The organism is Mesorhizobium liriopis, assembly GCF_024053505.1.
Taxonomy (GTDB): Bacteria; Pseudomonadota; Alphaproteobacteria; order Rhizobiales; family Rhizobiaceae; genus Mesorhizobium_B; species Mesorhizobium_B liriopis.
Window position 1 is genome coordinate 154,503 of record NZ_JAMXQS010000003.1, and the last position, 23,403, is coordinate 177,905.

The 23,403-nt window shown below is 64.0% G+C and carries 24 protein-coding genes; 16 read left to right on the forward strand and 8 right to left on the reverse strand.

What is annotated here, in order from left to right; translation table 11 throughout:
* The first annotated feature begins 12 nt into the window (after positions 1-12).
* The 9 genes from NGM99_RS06505 (at position 13) to NGM99_RS06540 (ending at position 7,257) form a co-directional block, all read left to right on the forward strand.
* The gene (locus NGM99_RS06505; protein WP_252817270.1) at positions 13-726 is read left to right on the forward strand and encodes a M48 family metallopeptidase; all 714 of its coding nucleotides are present in this window, start codon (positions 13-15) and stop codon (positions 724-726) included.
* A 40-nt stretch (positions 727-766) separates the two neighbouring features.
* Complete coding sequence (locus tag NGM99_RS06510; RefSeq protein ID WP_252817272.1) at positions 767-1,417, forward strand: phosphoribosylanthranilate isomerase; 651 nt, start codon at positions 767-769, stop codon at positions 1,415-1,417.
* A gap of 18 nt (positions 1,418-1,435) precedes the next feature.
* Positions 1,436-2,686 (forward strand): tryptophan synthase subunit beta, encoded by a 1,251-nt coding sequence (gene trpB / locus NGM99_RS06515; protein ID WP_252817274.1) that lies wholly within the window; start codon positions 1,436-1,438, stop codon positions 2,684-2,686.
* Positions 2,687-2,738: 52 nt separating this feature from the next.
* Entirely contained in the window at positions 2,739-3,026 is a 288-nt protein-coding gene (locus NGM99_RS06520) for a CopG family ribbon-helix-helix protein (RefSeq protein WP_252817276.1), read from the forward strand.
* Positions 3,001-3,330 carry a type II toxin-antitoxin system RelE/ParE family toxin gene (locus tag NGM99_RS21730; RefSeq protein ID WP_353937387.1) on the forward strand — a complete coding sequence of 110 codons (330 nt, stop codon included), beginning with the start codon at positions 3,001-3,003 and terminating at the stop codon, positions 3,328-3,330. The genes NGM99_RS06520 and NGM99_RS21730 overlap by 26 nt, the downstream gene beginning before the upstream one ends.
* Entirely contained in the window at positions 3,327-4,148 is an 822-nt protein-coding gene (trpA, locus tag NGM99_RS06525) for a tryptophan synthase subunit alpha (protein ID WP_252817277.1), read from the forward strand. Before NGM99_RS21730 ends, trpA begins: the two co-directional genes overlap by 4 nt.
* A 37-nt stretch (positions 4,149-4,185) precedes the next feature.
* Positions 4,186-5,064, forward strand: a complete 879-nt coding sequence (gene accD / locus NGM99_RS06530; protein ID WP_252817278.1) for an acetyl-CoA carboxylase, carboxyltransferase subunit beta — start codon at positions 4,186-4,188, stop codon at positions 5,062-5,064.
* 8 nt (positions 5,065-5,072) lie between these two features.
* Entirely contained in the window at positions 5,073-6,404 is a 1,332-nt protein-coding gene (locus NGM99_RS06535) for a bifunctional folylpolyglutamate synthase/dihydrofolate synthase (RefSeq protein WP_252817279.1), read from the forward strand.
* Between the two features lie 109 nt (positions 6,405-6,513).
* Positions 6,514-7,257: a Crp/Fnr family transcriptional regulator gene (locus NGM99_RS06540; RefSeq protein WP_252817280.1), complete on the forward strand. Its 744-nt coding sequence runs from the start codon at positions 6,514-6,516 to the stop codon at positions 7,255-7,257.
* A gap of 26 nt (positions 7,258-7,283) precedes the next feature.
* Here the strand turns inward: NGM99_RS06540 and NGM99_RS06545 are convergent, their stop codons facing one another.
* Positions 7,284-9,569, reverse strand: a complete 2,286-nt coding sequence (locus NGM99_RS06545) for an NADP-dependent malic enzyme (protein WP_252817282.1) — start codon at positions 9,567-9,569, stop codon at positions 7,284-7,286.
* Positions 9,570-9,688: 119 nt separating this feature from the next.
* Between NGM99_RS06545 and mutS the strand changes: the two genes are divergently transcribed.
* A complete protein-coding gene (gene mutS, locus NGM99_RS06550) occupies positions 9,689-12,403 on the forward strand; it encodes a DNA mismatch repair protein MutS (protein ID WP_435371402.1) in 2,715 nt (904 codons plus the stop codon).
* Positions 12,404-12,661: 258 nt separating this feature from the next.
* Here mutS and ptsN read toward each other — a convergent pair whose 3' ends face one another.
* Together ptsN and hpf are read right to left on the reverse strand one after the other, a co-directional pair.
* Entirely contained in the window at positions 12,662-13,126 is a 465-nt protein-coding gene (ptsN, locus tag NGM99_RS06555; RefSeq protein WP_252817286.1) for a PTS IIA-like nitrogen regulatory protein PtsN, read from the reverse strand.
* A 198-nt stretch (positions 13,127-13,324) separates the two neighbouring features.
* Complete coding sequence (gene hpf / locus NGM99_RS06560; protein ID WP_252817288.1) at positions 13,325-13,972, reverse strand: ribosome hibernation-promoting factor, HPF/YfiA family; 648 nt, start codon at positions 13,970-13,972, stop codon at positions 13,325-13,327.
* 319 nt (positions 13,973-14,291) lie between these two features.
* Between hpf and NGM99_RS06565 the strand changes: the two genes are divergently transcribed.
* Complete coding sequence (locus NGM99_RS06565) at positions 14,292-15,002, forward strand: HPP family protein (RefSeq protein ID WP_252817290.1); 711 nt, start codon at positions 14,292-14,294, stop codon at positions 15,000-15,002.
* Here the strand turns inward: NGM99_RS06565 and rpoN are convergent.
* The 4 genes from rpoN to lptC all read right to left on the reverse strand — a co-directional run bounded on the left by rpoN (position 14,999) and on the right by lptC (position 18,894).
* On the reverse strand, positions 14,999-16,507 hold the full coding sequence (gene rpoN / locus NGM99_RS06570) for an RNA polymerase factor sigma-54 (RefSeq protein WP_252817292.1): 1,509 nt from the start codon (positions 16,505-16,507) through the stop codon (positions 14,999-15,001). The two genes, NGM99_RS06565 and rpoN, sit on opposite strands and share 4 nt — an antisense overlap.
* A gap of 187 nt (positions 16,508-16,694) precedes the next feature.
* Positions 16,695-17,480, reverse strand: coding sequence for an LPS export ABC transporter ATP-binding protein (gene lptB / locus NGM99_RS06575; protein WP_435371406.1), 786 nt, complete (start codon positions 17,478-17,480; stop codon positions 16,695-16,697).
* A gap of 44 nt (positions 17,481-17,524) precedes the next feature.
* A complete protein-coding gene (locus NGM99_RS06580) occupies positions 17,525-18,139 on the reverse strand; it encodes an LptA/OstA family protein (RefSeq protein WP_252817295.1) in 615 nt (204 codons plus the stop codon).
* Positions 18,140-18,162: 23 nt separating this feature from the next.
* Positions 18,163-18,894, reverse strand: a complete 732-nt coding sequence (gene lptC, locus NGM99_RS06585; RefSeq protein ID WP_252817297.1) for an LPS export ABC transporter periplasmic protein LptC — start codon at positions 18,892-18,894, stop codon at positions 18,163-18,165.
* A 359-nt stretch (positions 18,895-19,253) separates the two neighbouring features.
* Here lptC and sppA point away from each other — a divergent pair, with 359 nt between their 5' ends.
* The 5 genes from sppA to NGM99_RS06610 all read left to right on the forward strand — a co-directional run bounded on the left by sppA (position 19,254) and on the right by NGM99_RS06610 (position 22,758).
* Positions 19,254-20,219: a signal peptide peptidase SppA gene (gene sppA / locus NGM99_RS06590; RefSeq protein ID WP_252817299.1), complete on the forward strand. Its 966-nt coding sequence runs from the start codon at positions 19,254-19,256 to the stop codon at positions 20,217-20,219.
* 88 nt (positions 20,220-20,307) lie between these two features.
* Positions 20,308-20,592: an integration host factor subunit beta gene (locus NGM99_RS06595; RefSeq protein WP_252817301.1), complete on the forward strand. Its 285-nt coding sequence runs from the start codon at positions 20,308-20,310 to the stop codon at positions 20,590-20,592.
* Between the two features lie 22 nt (positions 20,593-20,614).
* Positions 20,615-20,962, forward strand: a complete 348-nt coding sequence (locus tag NGM99_RS06600; RefSeq protein ID WP_252817303.1) for a LapA family protein — start codon at positions 20,615-20,617, stop codon at positions 20,960-20,962.
* Positions 20,963-20,964: 2 nt separating this feature from the next.
* The gene (gene lhpI, locus NGM99_RS06605; protein ID WP_252817304.1) at positions 20,965-21,927 is read left to right on the forward strand and encodes a bifunctional Delta(1)-pyrroline-2-carboxylate/Delta(1)-piperideine-2-carboxylate reductase; all 963 of its coding nucleotides are present in this window, start codon (positions 20,965-20,967) and stop codon (positions 21,925-21,927) included.
* A 300-nt stretch (positions 21,928-22,227) separates the two neighbouring features.
* Entirely contained in the window at positions 22,228-22,758 is a 531-nt protein-coding gene (locus NGM99_RS06610) for a hypothetical protein (protein ID WP_252817306.1), read from the forward strand.
* Here NGM99_RS06610 and NGM99_RS06615 read toward each other — a convergent pair.
* On the reverse strand, positions 22,755-23,372 hold the full coding sequence (locus NGM99_RS06615) for a YitT family protein (RefSeq protein WP_252817307.1): 618 nt from the start codon (positions 23,370-23,372) through the stop codon (positions 22,755-22,757). The two genes, NGM99_RS06610 and NGM99_RS06615, sit on opposite strands and share 4 nt — an antisense overlap.
* Between the last annotated feature and the right edge of the window lie 31 nt (positions 23,373-23,403).

Genomic DNA, 23,403 nt, shown 5'->3' on the forward strand with positions numbered 1-23,403 from the left:
CCATCGCGTCCGATGGCTGTGGAAGAGCGCGAGCATGAGGTGGCGGGCCGCACATTGCCTTTGCGCATCACCCGCAACCCGCGCGCCACGCGGCTTACCTTGCGCATCGCCCCGAGCGGGGGTGGCCTGCGCGTCACCGCCCCGCCGCGCATCGCCTTTCGCGAGATCGACCGCTTTCTCGAACGCCACCGCGAATGGCTCGAAGCGCGCCTCGAAAAGCTACCCGAGCACCCGACCGTGCGCGCCGGCGTCAAGCTGCCTCTGCGCGGTGTGCCGCATCTGATCGTCCATGTCGGCGGACGCGGCGGCGTGACGGTCTCCCAGGACGAGCGCGGCCCGCTTCTGCTGGTCGCGGGCGCGGAAGAGTCTCTCCCCCGCCGCCTGTCGGACTTTCTCAAGCGCGAGGCCAGGGCCGAGATCGAGGCGCTAGTGGCAAAGCATGTCGCCGAAATCGACCGCAAGCACACGGCCATCCGCTTCCGCGACACCACGAGCCGCTGGGGATCGTGCTCGTCGTCCGGCACCCTGTCCTTCTCATGGCGCATCATGATGGCACCGCGCCCGGTGATCGACTATCTCGTGGCGCACGAAGTCGCGCATCTCGAGGAAATGAACCATGGCCCTCGCTTCTGGGCGCTCTGCGAAAAACTCTGCCCGGACACGAAACGCTGCCGGCAATGGCTGAAGACCAACGGCACGGCCCTTCAAGCCATTGCGTTCGCCTGAACCCTCGACTTCGCCGCTTTTCCATGCCACTCCGCCGCCCATGACGCTCAGCATCAAGATCTGCGGGCTGAAGACGCTGCCAACCCTCAATGCCGCGCTCGATGGCGGCGCGAGCCATGTGGGCTTCATCTTCTTTCCCAAGAGCCCGCGCAATGTGGCGCCCACCGACGCCGCCGCTTTGCGTGAGGCTGCGCGTGGGCGGGCGCAAGCCGTGGCCGTCACTGTGGATGCGGATGATGCGACGCTGGACGCAATCGTCTCGGCCATGTCTCCCGACATGCTGCAACTCCACGGCCATGAAACGCCCGAGCGCGTGAAGGAAATTCGCGCACGCTTCGGCCTGCCCGTCGCCAAGGCACTGTCCGTCCGAACAAGCGACGATCTCGTCCCGGCCCGCCTCTACGCCGATATCGCCGACCACCTCTTGCTCGACGCCAAGCCGCCGGTGGGCGCAGACCTGCCCGGCGGCAATGGCGTCACCTTCGACTGGACGATCCTGCGCGACACCGCGCTCCCCTTGCCCTATTTCCTGTCGGGCGGGCTTCATCCCGGCAATGTGGCGGAGGCCATCCGGATTGCGAGGCCGGCCGGCATCGATGTCTCGTCGGGCGTGGAAAGCGTGCCGGGCACAAAAAGCATCGGCCTCGTCCACGCATTTCTGAGCGCCGCCCGTGCTGCTGCCAAGGCCTGAACCGAAAGCCGAGAACCCATGAACGAACAGGCAAAACCCAATTCCTTCCGCACCGGACCCGACGAGACCGGTATGTTCGGCATTTTTGGCGGGCGCTTCGTCGCCGAAACCCTGATGCCGCTGATCCTCGACCTCGAAAAGGAATGGGAAGCCGCCAAGACCGACCCGGCATTCAAGGCGGAGATCGAGTCGCTCAACACCTATTACACCGGCCGTCCGAGCCCGCTCTACTACGCCGAGCGCCTGACCGAGCATCTGCGCGATATAGCGAAGAAGCAGGGCAAGACGGGCGGTGCCAAGGTCTATTTCAAGCGCGACGAGTTGAACCACACGGGCTCGCACAAGATCAACAATTGCCTGGGCCAGATCCTGCTTGCCAAGCGCATGGGCAAGACGCGCATCATCGCGGAAACCGGCGCCGGCCAGCACGGTGTCGCGACCGCGACCGTCTGCGCGCGCTTCGGCCTGCCCTGCGTCATCTATATGGGCGCGACCGATGTGGAGCGTCAGGCGCCCAATGTGTTCCGCATGAAGCTGCTCGGCGCCGAGGTGAAGCCTGTGACCGCCGGCCACGGCACGCTCAAGGATGCGATGAACGAGGCCCTGCGCGACTGGGTCACGAATGTCGAAGACACCTATTACCTGATCGGCACGGCTGCCGGCCCGCATCCCTACCCTGAGATCGTGCGCGAACTTCAGTCGGTGATCGGCCGCGAAACGCGCGAGCAGATGATGGCCGCCGAAGGGCGCTTGCCCGACATGCTGATCGCAGCCGTCGGCGGCGGCTCCAACGCCATCGGCCTCTTTCACCCCTTCCTCGACGACACCGATGTGCGCATCGTCGGCGTCGAGGCTGGCGGGCGCGGCCTGAACGGCGAGGAACACTGCGCCTCGATCACGGCCGGCTCGCCCGGCGTGCTCCACGGCAACCGCACCTTCCTGCTGCAGAACCCCGACGGCCAGATCCTCGAAGGTCATTCGATCTCGGCCGGCCTCGACTATCCCGGTATCGGCCCCGAGCATTCTTGGCTCAGCGATATCGGCCGCGTGGAATATGTGCCGATCATGGACCGCGAAGCGCTCGATGCCTTCCAGCTTCTGACGCGCGTCGAAGGCATCATCCCCGCCCTCGAGCCCTCGCATGCATTGGCGGAAGTCATCAAGCGCGCACCCGACATGGCCCAGGACCAGATCATCGTCATGAATCTCTGCGGCCGCGGCGACAAGGATGTGTTCACGGCCGCCAAGCATCTAGGCGTAGAACTTTGAGGCCAGCTATTGCGGTGCTAGGCTAAGGCCTCGGATCAACGGGACCCGCACCATGGGAGAAGTGCCGCTTTCGCTGCATGTCGATGCCGGCCTGATGAAAAGGCTGGAAGATGAAGCACGTCAGCAGCACAGGGCGGCCGACGATCTGGTACTGGCCGCTATCGCGAATTACCTCGATGGACAGGATCATGAGCGCGACATCATCCGCGCGCGGATCACTGAGGCTGACAAGGGCATCTTCGTTTCCGAAGAGGCCATGACGCGCTGGGTCGACAGCTGGGACACAGAGAACGAACTCGCACCACCCGAGCCCGATGTCTTTCCCGACCGCAACGGATGAAGCTTGTCTTTCTCGCTTCTGCGCGAAAGGATCTCGATGGTTTCGACGCTATTACCAGAAGGTCTTTCCTGCCGGAGTCGATAATGGTCGCGAGCATTATCGAAACACAATAGCTCTGCTCAGGGAGCATCCTTTTGCAGGGCAGCCGACGGGCGAAGGAGACTTCCGGCGCCTGCGCATCTCGCAAACGCCATTCACGATCGGATATCGGGTCCGCAACGGACAGATCGAAGTACTACGGGTCGCCGACCAGAGATCGAACAACGCGGACAAGGGTCCGGAACAAGAGACTGAGCAGCCATGACCACCCGCATTGACCGCCGCTTCGAGACCGTTCAGGCAGAAGGCCGTCCAGCCTTCGTCACCTATATCATGGGCGGCGATCCGGACTATGAGACGTCCCTGCGCATCATGAAGGCACTGCCGGGCGCGGGCTCGGACGTGATCGAGCTCGGCATGCCCTTTTCCGACCCGATGGCGGACGGCCCGACCATCCAGGCCGCAGGCCTGCGCGCGCTCAAGGCCGGGCAGACCTTGCGCAAGACGCTCGAAATGGTGCGCGCCTTCCGCGAGGAAGACAACGAAACGCCGATCGTCATGATGGGCTATTACAACCCGATCTATGTCTATGGCGTCGAGCGCTTTCTCGACGATGCGGTGAATGCCGGCATCGACGGGCTGATCGTGGTGGACCTGCCGCCCGAAATGGATGCCGAGCTTTGCCTGCCTGCCATCCAGCACGGCATCAACTTCATCCGTCTCGCGACGCCCACCACCGACGACCGACGCCTGCCGGCCGTGCTCAAGAACACGTCGGGCTTCGTCTATTATGTCTCGATGAATGGCATCACGGGCACGGCCATCGCCGACACCTCCGCCGTCAACGAGGCGGTGGCACGCATCAAGGGCCACACCGATCTGCCGGTCTGCGTCGGCTTCGGCGTGAAGACGCCCGAACAGGCGCGTGCCATCGGCGCGTCTGCCGACGGCGTGGTGGTCGGCACGGCGATCGTCGCGGCAATCGCCAATGCTGCGGGCGATCCGGTCGAGGCCGCGACCGCGCTCGTGCGCGAACTGGCCGATGCCACGCGCAACGCGCGCCTTGCGCAAGCCGCGCTTTGATCTTACTCACCCACGATCGCGCGAGGCAGAGAGAGCCATGAACTGGATCACCAACTACGTCCGCCCCAAGATCAACTCGATGCTCGGGCGGCGCGACATTCCCGACAATCTCTGGATCAAGGATCCCGAGTCGGGCGAGATGGTGTTCCACAAGGACCTGGAAGAAAACCAGTATGTGGTGCCCTCGTCGGGCCACCACATGAAGATTTCGGCCAAGGAGCGGCTGCGCTTCTTCTTCGATGGCGGCCAGTATGAGACGCTGGAAAACCCCAAGGCCGTCACCGACCCGCTCCGCTTCCGCGACGAAAAACGCTATCTCGACCGGTTGCGCGATGCGCGCGCCAAGACGGGCATGGATGATGCCGTACTCAACGGCGTGGGCCAGGTCGAAGGCGTGCCGCTGGTCGCCACCGTGCAGGATTTCTCGTTCATCGGCGGCTCGCTCGGCATCGCAGCGGGTGAAGCCATCATCAAGGGCCTGGAAACCGCGCTCGAGCGCAGGCTGCCGCTGGTGCTCTTCGCGGCCTCCGGCGGGGCGCGCATGCAGGAGGGCATCTTCTCACTGATGCAGCTGCCGCGCACGACGGTCGCAGTCGATCGCCTCAAGGAAGCCGGCCTGCCCTATATCGTCGTTCTCACCAATCCGACCACCGGCGGCGTGACCGCCTCCTACGCGATGCTGGGCGACGTCCATATCGCCGAGCCCGGCGCGCTGATCGGCTTTGCGGGCCCGCGCGTGATCGAGCAGACCATCCGTGAGAAGCTGCCCGAAGGTTTCCAGCGCTCGGAATATCTCATGGCGCATGGCATGGTAGACATGGTCGTTTCACGCCTGGAACTGCGCGACAAGATTTCGCGGCTCCTGCGCCTCATGCTGAAAATGCCCGCCCCCGGCGAAGCCGCCCTCGCCGCCTGACCCATTCCGTGACCCAGTCCGCCGCCGAGCGCGAGATCGACCGCCTTCTCACGCTCCATCCAAAGGGCTTCGACCTGTCGCTGGAGCGCATCCGGCGGCTCTTGAGCCGTTTGGGCGATCCGCAAAAGCGCCTGCCGCCGGTGATCCATATCGCGGGCACCAACGGCAAGGGCTCGGCGGCCGCCTTTTCGCGCGCGATCCTTGAAGCGGCGGGCCTCAGCGTCCACGTCCACACCTCGCCGCATCTCGTCAACTGGCACGAGCGCTATCGCATCGGACAGAAGGGCGGCGGCAAGCTGGTGGCCGACGATGTGCTGGCCGATGCCGTGGGGCGCGTGGCAGAAGCCAATGCGGGCGAAAGCATCACAGTCTTCGAGATCCTGACCGCCGTCACCTTCGTGCTCTTTTCTGAGCATCCGGCCGATGTCTGTGTGATTGAAGTGGGCTTAGGGGGCAGGTTCGACGCCACCAATGTGATCGAGCGCCCTGCCGTCTCTTTGATCATGCCTGTTTCCATGGATCACGAAGCCTATCTCGGCGACCGCGTGGAACTGATCGCCGCCGAAAAAGCCGGCATCATCAAGCCGGGCGTGCCGGTGGTGATCGGCCAACAGGAAAGCACCACCGCACTCGACGTGATCCTCGACGTCGCCGAGCGGCTCGATGCGCCCGCCATGGTCTATGCGCAGGACTATTTCGGTTTCGGCGAAAACGGCCGCATGGTCTATCAGGACGATTCAGGCCTGATGGATCTCCCTCCGCCCCGCCTTGTCGGTCGCCACCAGTTCGCCAATGCGGCCGCTGCCATCGCCGCCGTGCGCACGGCGGGCTTCACGGTGAGCGAAAGTGCGGTGGCGGATGCCATGGGCCGCGTCGAATGGCCGGGACGGATGCAGCGGCTGGTTTCCGGTGCGCTGGTCGATCTGGCCCCCGGAGGTTCGGAAGTCTGGCTCGATGGTGGGCACAATCCCGGTGCCGGTGCCGTCATCGCGGAATATCTGGCCGAGCAGGAAGAACGCTTCCCGCGTCCCGTCTTCATGATCGCCGGCATGATCTCGACCAAGGACCAGTTCGGCTACTTCCAGGCCTTTGAAGGCCTCGTTCGGCATGTCTTCACCGTGCCTGTGGGCATGAGCGATGCAGGCGTGCCGGCAAACGAATTGGCCCTGCGCGCGGAAGCTGCGGGACTGTCGGCGGAACCCATGGCTTCGGTGTCCAACGCGCTCTCGCTCCTGCGCGAGACCTGGGACCCGACCGAGCCCGCACCGCGCATTCTCATCGGCGGCTCTCTCTATCTTGCCGGAGAAGTGCTGCGCGAAAACGGTACACCGCCCGTTTAGGCACCATCGGCAACCTTTGCTTCGCTCGAACGTAGCTCTAAGTAACAGTTTGGTGAAAGCAGCCTGAACTGTTTTTCGCCACCACCCTCGGAAAGGAGCAGTCGAGCCGATGATCCGCGAATCAATCCTTGCGCCATTCCTGCTCTCACTGCGGGCGCGGGATTCGGTGTCGCCTGAGGATGCCGCGCGGCTCGAAGCGCTACCGTGGCGCTTGCGTGATGCGAAGGCCGATGAGGAGTTCATTCTCGAAGGCTCACAAACCCACGACAGCTGTCTGGTCGTTTCCGGCTACGCGACCCGGATACGTCATCTGAGCGACGGACGGCGCCAGTTGACCGCCGTCCATATCGCCGGCGATTTCGTGGACCTGCACAGCCTTCATCTCAACCGTATGGACCATGCGGTCACAGCACTTTCGTCGTGCCGTCTTGCCTTCGTGTCCCATTCGGCCCTGCTGGACATGTTCGAGGCCGCGCCTCACATGGCACTTCTCTTGTGGAAGACGACAGTGATCGATGCAGCCATCCAGCGTGCCTGGATCGTATGCCTGGGCCGCCTCAGCGCCCCGAAGCATCTGGCTCACCTTCTGTGCGAGCTTTGCATCAGGTTGAGCGTCATCGAGCAGACGCGGAACGGCACGTTCGATTTCCCTGTCACGCAACAGGAACTCGCCGACATGCTCGGCCTTTCCATCGTCCATACCAACCGCTCGCTTCAGGAACTGCGTGCGACCGAACTCGTGGTTTGGAACCGCAACCGGGTCACCATCCCCGACTTCGCGAAGCTTGCCGATTATGCCGAGTTCGACCCGACTTACCTCAACCTGAAGAACATCCCGGCCGGCCCCAACTGAGCGACCGGCCGCCCGCTCTTCAGCGGTCAGGTGCCGGCGGCGTAGGCCGCGATCGCTGCCATGTTCACGATGTCCGAATCCTTGGCGTTCAGCCCCACGATCTGAACCGGCTTGTTGAGCCCGACGAGCAGCGGGCCGATCACCGTCGAGCCGCCGAGTTCCTGCAGCATCTTGGTGGAGATCGAGGCCGAGTGGAAGGCGGGCATGACGAGCACATTGGCGGCGCCCGACAGGCGGCAGAACGGATATTGCTGCTGCATCAGCCGCGCGTTCAAGGCGACGTCGGCCGCCATCTCGCCATCATATTCGAAATCGACGCGGCGCTTGTCGAGGATTTTCACCGCCTCCTGCACGCGCTCCGAGCGCTCGCCCGACGGATGGCCGAAGGTGGAATAGGCGAGCATCGCCACACGCGGGTCGTAACCCATGCGCCGCGCGAAGGCCGCCGCCTCTTCCGCGATATCGGCCAGTTCCTCGGCGTTCGGCATGTCATGGACAGCCGTGTCCGCCACGATCACAGTGCGCCCGCGTGCGATCGCGATGGACGCGCCGATCACGCGATGGCCGGGACGCGCGTCGATCACATGACGGATCGATTCGAGCACGGTGGAATAGTTGCGCGTCACGCCCGTCACCACCGCATCCGCGTCGCCCAACGCCACCATGGTCGCTGCGAAATAGTTGCGGTCCTGGTTGACCAGCCGCTGACAGTCGCGAAGCAGGAAGCCTTTGCGCTGCAAACGCTCATAGAGATAGTCGGCATAGATCGCGTTGCGGCGCGACAGGCGAGCGTTGATCACTTCGATATTGGCGCGGTTGAGATCGATGCCGGCATGCGCCGCGTTTTCGCGGATCACGTCGTCGCGCCCCACAAGGATTGCCGTGCCGAGCTTCTGGTTGGCATAGGACACGGCCGCGCGCATCACCTGCTCTTCCTCGCCTTCCGCGAAGACCACGCGCTTCGGGCTTTTGCGCACCCGGTCATAGATGCGCGACAGCGTGGACGCGACAGGATCGCGGCGGGCGGAAAGCTCGCGGGCATAGGCGTCGAGATTGGCGATATCCCGGCGTGCGACGCCCGTTTCCATCGCAGCCTTTGCGACAGCCAACGGGATGGCCGAAATCAAACGCGGGTCGAAGGGCACGGGAATGATGTAGTTCGGCCCGTATTTCGGCCTTGCGCCGCCATAGGCTGCGGCGACATCATCCGGCACGTCCTCACGCGCGAGCGCGGCCAGCGCTTCGGCTGCGGCCACCTTCATCGCATCGTTGATCGTGGTCGCCCGCACGTCGAGCGCGCCGCGGAAGATATAGGGGAAGCCTAGGACGTTGTTGACCTGGTTCGGATAGTCCGAGCGGCCGGTGGCGACGATGGCGTCGGTGCGGATTTCGGCCACTTCCTCGGGCGTGATTTCCGGGTCCGGGTTGGCCATCGCGAAGATGATGGGGTTCTTGGCCATGGACTGCACCATGGCGGTGGTCAGCGCGCCCTTGGCGGACAGGCCGAAGAAGACGTCAGCACCATCGAGCGCTTCGGCCAGCGTGCGGCGGTCGGTCTTCACCGCATGCGCCGACTTCCACTGGTTCATCCCCTCCTCGCGGCCTTGATAGACCACGCCCTTGGTGTCGCAGAGGATGACGTTCTCGGGCGAAAAGCCGAGCGATTTCACGAGTTCGATACAGGCGATACCGGCAGCGCCCGCGCCGTTGCAGACGAGACGCGCGGTCTTCATGTCGCGGCCCGTGAGGTGCAGCGCGTTGATGAGGCCGGCGGTGGCGATGATCGCGGTGCCATGCTGGTCGTCATGGAAGACGGGAATGTCCATCAGCTCGCGCAACCGGTCTTCGATGATGAAGCAGTCGGGCGCCTTGATGTCTTCGAGATTGATGCCGCCAAACGAGGGGCCGAGATAGCGCACGCAATTGACGAAGGCGTCGATGTCGGCGGTGTCGACTTCGAGGTCGATCGAATCCACATCGGCGAAGCGCTTGAACAGAACCGCCTTGCCTTCCATCACCGGCTTCGAGGCGAGCGCGCCGAGATTGCCTAGTCCAAGGATCGCCGTGCCGTTGGAGATCACGGCCACCATATTGCCGCGCGAGGTGTAGTCGAAGGCGGTCGCCGGGTCCTCGGCAATCGCCCGCACGGGCACGGCGACGCCCGGCGAATAGGCGAGGCTCAGGTCGCGCTGGGTCGCCATCGGCTTGGTCGGCGTGATCTCGAGCTTGCCGGGACGCCCGCTGGCATGGAAATCAAGCGCCTCCTGCGCGCTTACCTGCGGCCCGCTTTCCCTGCCCTGCTTTGCGTTCATATTCGCTATCCACCCTTTTCCCTCGTCGCTTCTTTGCGAAGCGTTGAGGTTTGGCACTACACTTGGGGGTCACCGACCGCCAAGCCTCCTTGTAGTTCCGAGTTGTCCAAGCCTTGAATATGCGGCCCGAAATTCCCAGCGACAGCGAAGCGCTGCCCATTATCGCCAGCACCGCTGCTCCGGTGAGTGCCACTCCTATGATGGAACAGTTCCTGTCCATCAAGGCGCAGCACCAAGATTGCCTGCTCTTCTATCGCATGGGGGACTTCTACGAGCTGTTCTTCGCCGATGCCGAAGTTGCGGCCCAGGCACTCAACATCGCGCTGACCAAGCGCGGCAAGCATCTGGGCGAAGACATCCCGATGTGCGGCGTGCCGATCCATGCGGCCGACGACTATCTCGCACGCCTCATCGCTCTCGGCCATCGCGTGGCCGTCTGCGAACAGACGGAAGATCCGGCGGAAGCCAAGAAGCGCGGCTCGAAATCGGTCGTGCGCCGCGAGGTGATCCGCCTCGTCACGCCCGGCACGCTGACCGAAGACAAGCTGCTCCATCCCGGTGAGCCCAATTTCCTCCTTTCCGTCGGCCGCGTGAAGGGCGAGGCGACACTCGGCCTCGCCTGGATCGACATCTCCACCGGTTCCTTCCGCGTCGGCGCATCCGAGCCCGACCGGCTGCTCGCCGATATCATGCGGGTCAGCCCGCGCGAGGTGATCGTGGCCGAGGCCGTCTTCTCCGACAACGCTTTGCGCCCCACCTTCGACGTGCTCGGCCGCGCCGTCCGCCCCTTGCCGCCGAGCCTGTTCGATTCAGCCACCGCGCCCGAGCGCATCGCGCGTTTCTTCAAGGTCGCGACCACGGACGGTTTCGGCCAGTTCTCTCGCGCTGAATTATCTGCCATCGGTGGTGCCGTCGCTTATGTCGAGAAGACGCAGGTCAATGAGCGCCCGGCGCTTGAGCGCCCGAACCGGGACGAGGCGGGCGAGTCGCTTTTCATCGACGCCGCCACGCGCGGCAATCTTGAGCTCCTGCGCACCACGAGCGGCTCGCGCGAAGGCTCACTGTTCCACGCGGTCGATCGCACCGTGACTGGGGCGGGCTCGCGCCTTCTCTGCGAGCGGCTGACGGCACCGCTGACCGACCCCAGGCGCATCGCCGAACGGCTGGATTCGGTCAGTTTCTTTTTCGAGAAGCAGGGGCTCGGCGAAGACCTGCGCCGTACGCTAAAAGGCGTGCCCGACACGGCTCGCGCTTTGTCGCGCCTGTCGCTCAATCGCGGCACGCCGCGCGATCTCGGCTCCTTGCGCGCCGGACTGGCAACCGCTGCTTCGGTGCTCGAAAAGCTTCGTGGCGAAGACCTGCCGCAGGAGTTGGCCGAAGCGCGCGACGCACTGGCCCAGGCACCGGACGCGTTCCATGCTCATCTCGCCACCGCGCTCGACGACGAACTTCCGCTTCTGAAGAACAGCGGCGGCTTCGTGCGCGAGGGCTTCCATGCCGAACTCGACGAGGCGCGTGCGTTACGCGACCAGTCGCGGCGGGTGATCAACGAGCTCGAACGCCGGCTGGTCGAGGAAACCGGCGTCAAATCGCTCAAGATCCGGCACAACAATGTGCTCGGCTTCTATGTCGAGGTCACCGCCAACAATGCGGGTGCGCTGAACGGTTCGGAAGAGGCGCGGCGGCGCTTCATTCATCGCCAGACCATGGCCAACGCCATGCGCTTCACCACAACCGAACTCGCGGAACTCGAAGAAAAGATCGGCGAAGCGGGCAACCGCGCGCTGCGCTTCGAGCTCGAGATCTTCGACGCGCTGGTGCGCCAGGCCGTCCAACTGGCGCAGCCCTTGTTGGCCGCGGCCAAGGCACTGGCTGTGATCGACGTCTCAGCCAGCCTCGCCAATCTCGCGCTCACCGAGGACTGGAACCGGCCGCAGGTGGATGACAGCCTCTCCTTCCGCATCGAGGGCGGGCGGCACCCGGTCGTGGAAAGCGCCTTGCGCCGCGCGGGTTCCGGTCACGCTTTCGTCGCCAATGACTGCGACCTGTCTCCGCCCGACCGGACAAAGCACGGTGCCATCTGGCTGCTGACCGGTCCGAACATGGGCGGCAAGTCGACCTTTCTGCGCCAGAATGCCTTGATCGCGATCCTGGCTCAAGCCGGCTCCTTCGTGCCCGCGCGCGCCGCTCATATCGGTGCGGTGGACCGCCTCTTCTCGCGCGTCGGCGCGTCCGATGATCTCGCGCGTGGACGCTCGACCTTCATGGTCGAGATGGTGGAAACCGCCGCGATCCTCAACCAGGCCGGCCCTCGCGCGCTCGTCATCCTCGACGAGATCGGTCGCGGCACTGCAACCTTCGACGGGCTTTCCATCGCCTGGGGCACGGTCGAGCACCTGCATGAGGAAAACCGCTGCCGCGCGATCTTTGCGACCCACTTCCACGAACTGACCGTGCTCGCCGGCAAGCTCGGACGGCTCTCCAACGCCACCGTGCGCGTCAAGGAATGGGAAGGCGAGGTGGTATTCCTCCACGAGGTCGCCAAGGGTGCCGCCGACCGCTCCTATGGCGTGCAGGTGGCACGCCTCGCCGGCCTGCCGCCGAGCGTGGTGGAACGCGCCAAGGTGGTTCTGGCGAAACTGGAAGCCGGCGAGGCCTCGGGCGCTGCCGGTCGGCTGGCGGACGACCTGCCGCTGTTCCGGGCAGCCGTCAGGGCCGCGGAGCCCAAGCCCAAGGACAAGTTGCGCGATGCCTTGGCAGGCGTGGACTGCGATGCCCTGAGCCCGCGCGAAGCGCTCGATCTGGTTTATCGATTGAAAGGGCTGGCGGGGTAGGCCCTCCCTCCAACTCGGCGGTTGAAAGGCTGAAGGGTGGATAGCAGTCTGCGGATTGAGACGTCACCCCGCCCCATACCCCTTCCCACAGGCAGGAGGGGAGACGTCATCGTCCTGCTCAATTTTAAAGCTCAGGCATGAAGGTCAAAGTGCGGCGCTGACGTCCTCCCCCCTCCTTGTGAGGTGGAGTAAGGGGTGGGGGTAACCTCTCCGCTAGCGTGACCCTCGGCAATCAGTTTGGTAGGTCCCTACCCGACCTCAGGCCGCATGAGGCGTCGCCGATTGCGCCAGGAGCGCGTGGATGGCGGCGGCATCCGTCGCGCCGCGAATCTTCGCCACCGTATCCCCGTCGCGCAGCACGCGTGCGATGCGCGATAGCGCCTTCAGATGATCGGCCCCCGCCCCTTCAGGTGCCAACAGCAGGAACACCAGATCCACCGGCTGGTCATCGAGCGCGTCGAAATCCACCGGGTTTTCCAGCCGCGCGAAGACCCCCGTGATGCGCTTCACGCCGGCCATCTTGCCGTGAGGAATGGCGATGCCGTTGCCGACGCCGGTGGAGCCCAGGCGCTCGCGCTGCAGAATGGTTTCGAAGATTTCGCGCTCGGGCAGGCCGGTTTCGGTAGCCGCGCGCTCTGCCAGAAGCTGCAGAAGCTGCTTCTTGGTCTGCGCCTTCAGTGCCGGCAGGATGGCCGGAACCTCGATCAGATCAGTGAGATCCATGACAAAGAGCCTTTAACGGATCACCCGCGCCCAAGCGCATGAAAGGGGGCGCAACGACTGATGCTTGTCTCAGCCGAAGCTGTTCCGAAAGTGGAACACAGGATTTCTCTGCCGAGGAGGAACGTCAAGGTTGAAGTCCGAAGTTGAGGGAGAGGTAAGCGCGCCGGCTCGGGAAGTCCTGTCCGGCGCGCTCAGGCCTCAATTCTTGCCTGAACCGTTGGCAGAAGTGCCATTGGCCGGGGTGGTTTCGATCTGGCTGGGGTCGATCCAGCCGATATTCCCGTCGGGACGACGATAAACGATGCTCACCCCGCCGCTGCCGGGGTTCCTGAACACATAAACGGGACTGTCGGACGCATCAAGCTCTTCCACGGCGGAAGCCACAGACATGGTGCGCAACGAAAGCGTCGACTCGGCCACAATGGCAGGGCCAGTATCGCTTGCCGGATCGACCTCCTCCTCATCGTCGTCGAGATCGGCGAGCGGCGCCATCACGCGATAGGAGATGTCGGTCGCATCATTGCCGTTGGCACCCGTCGGATGCGCCTTCAAGCGACGCTTGTAGCGGCGCAAACGCTTCTCGAAGCGCTCGGCGGCAGCCTCGAAGGCCGGCATCGGATCGGACGCGCCGCCCGACGACTGCAGCGTCAGGCCGGTGTCGAGGTGAAGCATGCAATCGGCGGTGAAGCGGTCTCCGGTCCGCGAAACGGTGGATTTGGTGATGGTCACATGACCGCTCGCCCCACCATCGTAATATTTATCGAAAGCACCCGCCAAACGGGATTCGATATGGGCACGGAAGGCGTCGCCGACATCCATGTGTTTTCCGGAAATGCGCAGTTTCATCGCGGTTGGAACCTCATCGGTTGGGTTGCCACAAAGGGAAGCGAACGCCGGCCACGCGATAAACAGTTTAACCGCTCAGCGTCGCCGAAAGCCGCCTCGCGAGACAAACGCTACCCCTGCTTTTCCTGTTCCGCCAGCCCTTATCTTGTGAGCGGCGGAGGGTTGACGGAGCGGCATTTCTCAGGGGCGCGGGGATAGGCAGTTCACCCATCCTTGTCAAGAAATGGACCGCTCGCGATCGGGGTTCGTGGCATAAGGCCTTTGCCTTGCAAGGCTTTGGTGGCTGTGCGACGGCACGAGCCAAGCGAGGCACGTTTTCATGATTCAGCGCCCGATCTTTGCGCCCATCCTGGCCGGCGCGACCCTGCCCGACCGGCTTTTCGCGTGTCTGGGCGCGGCAGTCGGCATCGCGGTGACGGCGCTCGCGGCCTGGGGTTTCTTCACGCTCGTTCCCGACCTCGCGCTTGCCTCCCTGCCCCTGGTCGTCGCGCCCATGGGCGCCTCCGCGGTTCTCGTCTTCGCGGTGCCCGCCAGTCCGCTTGCCCAGCCATGGCCGGTGATTGGCGGCAATGTGATCTCGGCCGTGGTGGGTGTGACCGTCGCGCATTGGGTGCCGAACATGCCGCTGGCAGCTGGCCTCGCGGTCGGTCTCGCGATCCTTGCGATGTCTCTTTCGCGCTCGCTGCACCCGCCGGGCGGGGCCGCGGCCCTCACCGCCGTGATCGGCGGACCGGCGGTGTTCGCCGCAGGCTATGAGTTTCCATTTCTGCCGATCGGGCTGAACGCGCTGGTGCTGGTCGCGGCGGGGCTCATCTATCACCGCTTCTCGGGGCACTCCTACCCGCACCGGCCTGTACCGGCGGCGGGCCACGTTATCCCCGCGTCCTCGCTCATCCCGCACCCCGAAGACATCGACAAGGCGTTGGAGGATCTCGGCGAAAGCTTCGACGTGTCGCGCGAGGATCTCGATCTCCTCTTCGCGCAGGTCGAGCGCCATGCGGCGGCCCGAAGGGGCTCGGTGAGAGCTTAGCGCCCCACGCCTGCGAGCGCCCGCTTCTCCCGGCGGCGCTCCACGGAAGAGGGAATGTTCAACCCCTCGCGGTACTTGGCCACCGTGCGGCGCGCGATATCGACGCCGTTCTTCTTGAGCGCCACGACGATGGCATCGTCGGACAACACATCGGCCGGCGTTTCGGCGGCGATCAGTTCGCGGATGCGGTCCTGCACGGCGAGCGCGGAATGCGAGTCGCTGCCCTCGGCCGAGGCAATCGCGGCCGAGAAGAAGAAGCGCAGCTCGAACACGCCGCGCGGGGTCAGCATATATTTGTTGGCCGTCACGCGGCTGACCGTCGATTCATGCATGGCGATGCTTTCGGCCACATCGCGCAGGGTCATCGGCTTCAGGTGGCGCACGCCATGCGCGAGGAAACCGTCCTGGCGGCGCACGATCTCGGTCGCGACCTTCATGATGGTTTTCGCGCGCTGGTCGAGCGAGCGGGCGAGCCAGTTGGCGCTCTGCAGGCAGTCGCTCATGAAGCTTCGCTCGTTCGCTTCGAGCTTGAGGCGGTTCACTTCCGCATAATAGGTCTGGTCAACGAGCAGGCGCGGCAGGGTCTCGCTGTTGAGCTCTACCGCCCATGAGCCGTCGGGGGCGGCGCGCACCTCGACATCGGCCACCACCGCATCCGCATGCCCGGCTTCGAAGCCCGCACCCGGGCGCGGGTCGAGCGCACGGATCTCCGCCAGCATGTCGAGCAGGTCTTCCTCGCTCACCCCGCAAATCTTGCGCAAGCTCGCGAAGTCTCGCTTGGCGAGCAGGTCTAGCCGTTTCACCAGCGCCTGCATGGCCGGATCGAACCGGTTGCGCCGCCGCAGCTGGAGGCCAAGGCAATCGGCAAGGTCGCGCGCAAAAAGGCCGGCCGGCTCGAAGCCCTGACAAGCTCTCAGCACGGCCTCGACTTCGCGTTGCGAAAGCGACAGGCGCTCGGCGATCTCGCTTGTATCGACGCGGCAATAGCCGGCCTCGTCCAGTTCATCGGCCAGAAGTTCGGCGACGGTGCGCTGAACGGGGTCGTTGAAGCGAAACGCGATCTGCTCGGCCACCACCTCGCGCATGGTGGGTGCGGCACCCGCCAGATCGTCCATGTCCCATGGGTCGAGCGAGGCGGAGCCATTGCCGACCGTCTTCCACTGGGAGGACAGATCAGGACCCATCCGCTCGGTGCGGCCCGGATCGTCGGGAAAGATGTTCTCGAGCGAGGTGTCGAGGCCGGACGCCACGGTTTCGGCACTGAAACGCTCGCCCTGTGCGTCGAACCAGTCTTCGGCGCTCGCAGGCTCGGGCTCCGGCCGGGCTTCGGCCGACGGCTCGGCGGCGTCGGATCGGGAGAGGAGAGGGTTTTTCTCGATCTCTTCTTCGATGAATCGCTCGAGCTCCACCGTGGTCAGCTGAAGCAGCTTGATCGACTGCATCAACTGCGGCGTCATCACCAGCGCCTGCGATTGGCGCATGACCAGCTTTGCCGCGAGCGACATGGTTTTACGTCTGCGAGCCTCGATGAGAATGCTTCGGCGAAGTGCCGTCAGGATCGAGGCATCAAACTGGCGCGGCTTTTGCTTGTCAAGGCGCCTGCATGGTGACGCAAACAGATTTGATCAAAGACCGTGCAGAAAACGGAAGAATCGTGCCCGAAGAGACGCCGTATTGGCGTCCTTGGTCTGTTTAGAGGCTGAAAGCCTCGCCGAGATAGAGGCGGCGCACATCAGGGTTCGCCACGATCTCGTCGGGCGTGCCATGCGTCAGCACCTCGCCGGCATGGATGATATAGGCGCGGTCGATCAGGCCCAGCGTTTCGCGCACATTGTGGTCGGTGATGAGAACGCCGATGCCGCGTTGCTTGAGATGGTGCACGAGGTTCTGGATGTCGGACACCGCGATCGGGTCGATGCCGGCGAAAGGCTCGTCGAGCAGCATGTAATTGGGCCGGCTCGCCAGGGCGCGCGCGATCTCCAGACGCCGGCGCTCGCCACCCGAAAGAGCGATGGCAGGGCTTTTGCGCAAATGCTTGATGCCGAACTCGTCCATCAGGGCGTCGAGCCGGTAGGCGCGCTCCTTCTTGTCCTTTTCGACCACTTCGAGGATGGCCTTGATGTTGTCCTCGACGCTCAGGCCCCGGAAGATCGAGGCTTCCTGCGGCAGGTAGCCGATGCCGAGCCGCGCGCGGCGATACATCGGCATGCCCGACACATCGAAACCGTCGATCTCGATCGTGCCCTGATCCGACGGCACCAGCCCGGTGACCATGTAGAAACAGGTGGTCTTGCCCGCCCCGTTGGGCCCGAGCAGCCCGACCGCTTCGCCTGCGCGCACGCCGAACGATACGCCGCGCACCACCTGGCGGCCCTTGTAGCTCTTGGTCAGACCGCGCGCGATCAGCGTGCCGTTCAGTTCCTGGCGCTGTTCGGGATGGGCTTCCGGCGCGGCGTCCTCCGGCTGCGCTTTCGCCACGCGGCGCGAACGCGATGGCGCCTTGGCTGCGGTTCTCGCCTCGCTCACCGGGTCCGCTGACCCTGCTGCGCGTCCTGGGCGGCCTTCGGGTTGATCGACATGATCACACGGCCATTGCCCGAATTGCCCTTCTTGCAGCCATCGACCTGCGCCTGTCCACTCTGCATCTGCACGGTCAGAAGGCAGCCGACGAGCACGTTGTCGCCGTCCGACAAGACGACTTCATTGCCGGAGAGGGTCATCACCTCGGTCTTCATGTCGAACACGCCACGATCGCCGGTCGCGGTCTGGGTGTCGGACTTGATGTAGACCTTGCCGTCCACTTCGAGGCGGTCGATGTTGGACGAGCCGGTGGTGGTCGAGGCCTGCGGATTCTTCGGGTCGCGCACGTAATAGACGGTCATCTTGCCCGACTTCAGCAGCGCCGTGCCCTGCGTCACGTTCACATTGCCTGTGAAGATCGCCTTGCTTTCGGTTTCCACCACTTCGAGCTTGTCGCTTTCGATCTGGATCGGCTGGTCGCCCGAAAGCTTGAGCCCCTGCAGGCGTCCCTGCTGCTGCGCCTGGGCAAATGCCGTGGCCGAAAAGCTCGAAGCCAGGGCGGCGCCCAGAAGGAGAGCGCGCGCGAAGCGTGCGGGCCGAGGATCAGTGGTTCGCATTCCGCTCTCCATTCGTGTTGCCTTTAGTTGGTGCCATCGGTTGCGGCGCCATCCGCGCCGGAAGGTTTCTTCTGCGACGGCTTGATCACCATATGCACTTTGTTCTCGAAAACGAAAAGCTTGCCGTTCTCGCTGACCGAGAGTTTATCGGCGCTGATGGATGCGTCCTCGCGCTCGATCTCGACGCGACCGCTGGCCTGCATGGTGCTTTTGCCGACATCGACGGAAACGTCGCGCAGGTTCGCCACCGTGCCGTCGCTGGTTTCGATGCGCACGCCGGTGGCATTATCCTCGGCCTTGATGGTCAGCGTGTTCTTGACGCGATCATAGACGCCCTTGGCCGCCTTGATGAGCGCCGTCTGCTCGGCATCGACCGGCAGGAGCGCATTGATCTCCTGCAACTCGACCAGATCTTCCTTGGCCAATTCCTGCACGGCGCGCGCCGCCGTCATCGAATAAGGCAGCTCTTCGCGGGTGAAACCGTCCACCTTCGGGTTCGCCATCACCAGCTTGCCGTCCGACACGCTGGAATTCTCAGCCTGCACCGTGATCTCGGCGGGGATCGAGCTGTAGGAAAAATAGATGAAGACGGCCGCGACCAGACAGGCGAGAACCGGCAAGAGCCAGCGCAACAGGTGAACGGTGCGCGAATGCGCACGAGCGCGACGGAAAGCGTCGATGCGCGCGCCGGTGGATGCGTCCACCGTCATGCGCCGCCGTGGCTCGACGGCGAGGCCGGGCGAGGAAACGCTCAAACGCAGGCCTCCAGCGCGGCAAACCGGCCAGCGGAAGGTGAAACCCCATATGCAGCAAGGAAAGAGCAGAGCATCGGTTCGATCCGCGAAAAGAAGGAGGCGTCAAATCGTTCAGGCGAAGCGGTACCCGGACGGACCAGGATGCTCCATGAACGCGAAGGCGCGAACTGTTCTTGGGCCAATATGGTAATTTTTGGGTTTACTACCAGTATGCGCCCCGAACCTCTCTACAAACCCTCATGTTGCAGCTTCGCGCTGCCGCGCTTCGTCTCACACGACAAAGCGGTGGCGATGCCATGAAGGCTGCTTTAAGACGCGCCTCTCGACCTGACTGAGCCCCTTCGGCTGGAGCCGCCCCGATGTCCACCCGCGCAGACGAGTTGATCGACCGCCGACGCCTGCGGCGCAAGCTGTCCTTCTGGCGGGTGATCGCCATCGGCCTCGTGGTCCTGGCGCTGGCGGCGGGCGCGTTGTGGACGCTGAACCCGGCGGACTATGCCAAATGGGAAAAGGGTGCCGCTCTCGACCACATCGCCAAGGTCAAGATCGAGGGCACGATCACCGAAGACGAGGACCTGCTCGAGCGGCTCGACGACATCGCGAAGACCGATCGCGTCAAGGGCGTGATCCTGTCGATCGATTCGCCCGGCGGCACCACGGCGGGCGGCGAGGCGATCTACGAGGCCGTGCGTAAAGTTGCGGCGCACAAGCCGGTCGTGGCGCAGGTCGGCACGTTGGCCGCGTCCGCCGGCTACATGATCGCATCGGGCGCGGACCAGATCGTCGCGCGCCAATCATCCATCGTGGGCTCGATCGGTGTGCTCGTGCAGATCCCGAACTTCCAGGGCACGCTCGATAAGCTCGGCGTGCGCGTGGACGAGGTGAAGTCCTCGCCCCTCAAGGCCGAGCCATCGCCCTTCAACGAAACCACCGAGCCCGAGCGCGCCATGCTGCGCGCGATGATCATGGACAGCTATGACTGGTTCGTCAGCCTCGTGGACGAGCGCCGCCCGCTCTCCCGCGACGAAGTGCTGGCGGTGGCCGACGGCTCGATCTTCACCGGCCGCCAGGCGCTTCAGCGCAAGCTGATCGACCGGCTCGGCGGCGAAGACGAGGCCAAGGCATGGCTCGTCGAGAAGGGCGTCACCGACAACCTCGAAATCGTCGAGTGGAAGCCCAAGAACAGCGGCAGTTTTCTTTTCTCCTCGATGGGTTCGCTCATGAAGCTCGCGGGCCTGTCCGACAGCCTCGTCGCGCTTTCCGGCAAGCTCGGTTCGGACCGCATGTTTCTTGACGGTCTGGTGTCGGTCTGGCAACCTGAGTGAAGGGGAGAGACCGACCAAAACGTCTGCGAAATCATTCGCCTAATCAGTTCGATCGTCACCAAGTCGCCGACTTCTCAAGGAACGCCCCGTGATCAAATCCGAGCTCGTGCAGATCATCGCCGCGCGCAACCCTCACCTCTTTCTTCGCGATGTCGAGAACATCGTTTCCGCCATTTTCGATGCCGTCACAGAAGCCCTCGCCGAGGGCAACCGTGTCGAACTGCGTGGCTTCGGCGCGTTCTCCGTCAAGAACCGTCCGGCGCGCACGGGCCGAAACCCGCGCACGGGTGACGCGGTCGAGGTGGACGAGAAATGGGTGCCTTTCTTCAAGACGGGCAAGGAACTTCGCGAAAGGCTGAACGATTCGGAGTGACCGAACCGTTCCGGACCCGCTCATGCTCAATCGTATCATCCTCGTCGTCATCCTCGTGCCGCTGGCCGTGCTGCTCGTCACACTGGCTATAGCCAACCGCGAACTGGTGTCCTTCACGCTCGACCCGTTCAATCCGGGCAGCGCCGGCCTGACGCTCACACTGCCCTTCTTCATCTGGCTGTTTCTGGCGCTCGGCATCGGCATCTTGATCGGCAGCGCGGCCACGTGGCTGCGCCAGGGGCATTATCGCCGTCTCGCCAAGCATCGCGGCCGTGAGGCCGAAACGCTGCGCCGCGAGCAGGCCGCGAACGCGCCCGCCACCACGCTGCCTGCCACGGCAGCGGGTCGCGCCAACCTGCCCGCAGCCTGAGCATGCGCAGCATCGGACCCGAAGAGGTCGACCGCCTTCTGTCATTCGGCCACCTCGTCGAAGTGCTGCGGGAAGCATTCCGAAAGGGCGCTGTGCAGCCCGTGCGGCATCATCACACCATCGAGCGCGCGCAAGGCACCTCGCCGACGCTTCTCTTGATGCCGGCATGGGATGACTTCACCAAGACCGAAACAGGCTATGCCGGGGTGAAGATCGTTTCTGTCGCGCCCGACAACGGGCAGAAGGCCCTGCCTGCCGTGATGGGTGTCTACCTGCTTCTGGACGGCACCACTGGCACGCCACTGGCGCTGATCGACGGGCAGAGGCTGACGCTCTGGCGCACGGCGGCAGCTTCGGCGCTCGCGGCATCATACCTGGCGCGCGACGATGCATCCAGGCTGCTGGTGATCGGCGCGGGAGCACTGGCACCCTTTCTGGCCCGCGCCCATGCGAGCGTGCGCCCGATCAGTGAGATCAGAGTCTGGAACCGGACGCCTGCCAAAGCCGAGGCCCTCGCGGATGCCTTGTCGGGCGAAGGCTTCGAAGCGAGGACCACGACCGATCTCGATGAGGCGCTCGGCTGGGCGGACATTGTTTCCTCTGCCACCATCTCGCCCGAACCCTTGGTCAGAGGGGCGCGCTTGAAGCCGGGCACCCATGTCGATCTCGTCGGTGCGTTCACCCCGGCCTTGCGCGAAAGCGACGACGAGGCGGTGCGACGCGCAAGCGTCTTCGTCGATGTGCGCGAGAGTGCGGTCCGTGAGGCCGGCGACATCGTTCAGGCCATCGAAAGCGGCGCATTGAAGCCGGACGCCATCGAGGCCGATCTTTACGGCCTTACCAGAGCGGAACACCGCGGCCGTGCCAGTGCGGAGGAGATTACGCTCTTCAAATCGGTCGGCGCCGCCATTGAAGACTTGGCAGCTGGCGTCGCGGTTTTCGAAGCCAGCGGACACCAACGCTAAGAACCTTATCGTCGGATGCGCAGCTGCCGAATTGCACAGCCTGCGCTTGGCTGCAGATGCCTCATGCAGCTTGCGCATGGGCCGATGGCTTTCACCTTCACTCACCGATCGCCGTGAGAATAGGCCACGATATGACTAGACATATCAGAGGCCTTTCATGCGACATTCACTGTCGCATTCACGCGCCCTTGCGCGGGAAGTCTTCCGCCTGCGATTTTTCTCACCCAAGTTTGAGAAAATAGCTCTTGCATAACCTTTATCGACACAAGATTGAGAGCTCGGTTCAGGGGATTTACCGCATTGGGCGCGGCAGCACTGCAAGAGATATCGACACCGTTCGTCGAGCCCGCAAAGCTCGTCGGCGTTTATACATGGGATGTCAAAACCGACCGGGTTTACTGCGACGGGAAGGTCGCGAGTTACTTCGACCTTCCGGTCTCGGTCGGGTCGGAGGGTGCCCCGTTGCAGGCATACCTTCGCGCTGTGCTGGACGAAGATGTCGAGTCCCTACGGGAATCCATCGATAAGACAGTGAACGGCGGAGGTTCCCGGCAACTTTATCGTGTCAGTTCGCAGCGACACGGCGTTCGCCATCTGCTTTCGGTCGGCCAATGTTTTCGTGGGCCCGACGCGCAGCCGACGATCTATTCCGGCTATATCTTCGACGTGACCACCGACCAGCAAGCCAGTCAGTTGCTCAATCTCAAGCACTTCCTGTCCGAGGCGCGGAACGCGGCGCATGCGCTGAAGCTCAAGCCCTTCACTTATATCCTGGAAATGCTTCTTCTCGACATCACCGAGCGCACCGAAAAGCGTGGGCGCAACAATTAGCTGACAGCCACATACCGGCCCGGCCGGTGATTGAGCGCGATCACGAGATTGAGCACGGCAGCGCCTACGAGCGACAGCAGCACCTTGTCCCAACGCAGCACGAAACAGGCGAGAAGCAGGATCAAAGCATCGATGCAGAGCTGGAAGTAGCCGGCGCGCATCACCCCGCGATCCTGCAGGTAGAGCGCCAGGATGGTCAGCCCGCCGAGGCTCGCGCGATGGCGGAACAGCATCAGAAGCCCCACCCCCGTCAGGCCACCGCCGACAATGGCCGCATAGATCGGATCGAGCGTCGAGACGTCGATCCATGATGGCGTGAGCTTGGCAAAAAGCGACACCAGCGAGACGGCGATGAAGGTGCGCAAAGTCGTGCGCCAGCCCATGCGCAGCAGGCTCAGCGCGTAGAAGGGCAGGTTGATCACGAAAAACACCAGCGCGAAATTCCAGCCGGTGATGCGCTGCAAGAGCAGCGATAGGCCCATGGTGCCGCCGGTCGCCAGAAGCGCTTCGGAGTAAAGCGTGACGCCCAGTGCGGCGATCAGCGTGCCAAGCAGGAAGGCCATCACGTCTTCGGCGAGGCGATGGCGCTGGGTGGTCGTCGTGGTTTCGGTCAAAGCCCGTCTGCCGCAATTTTCCTTTCCCATG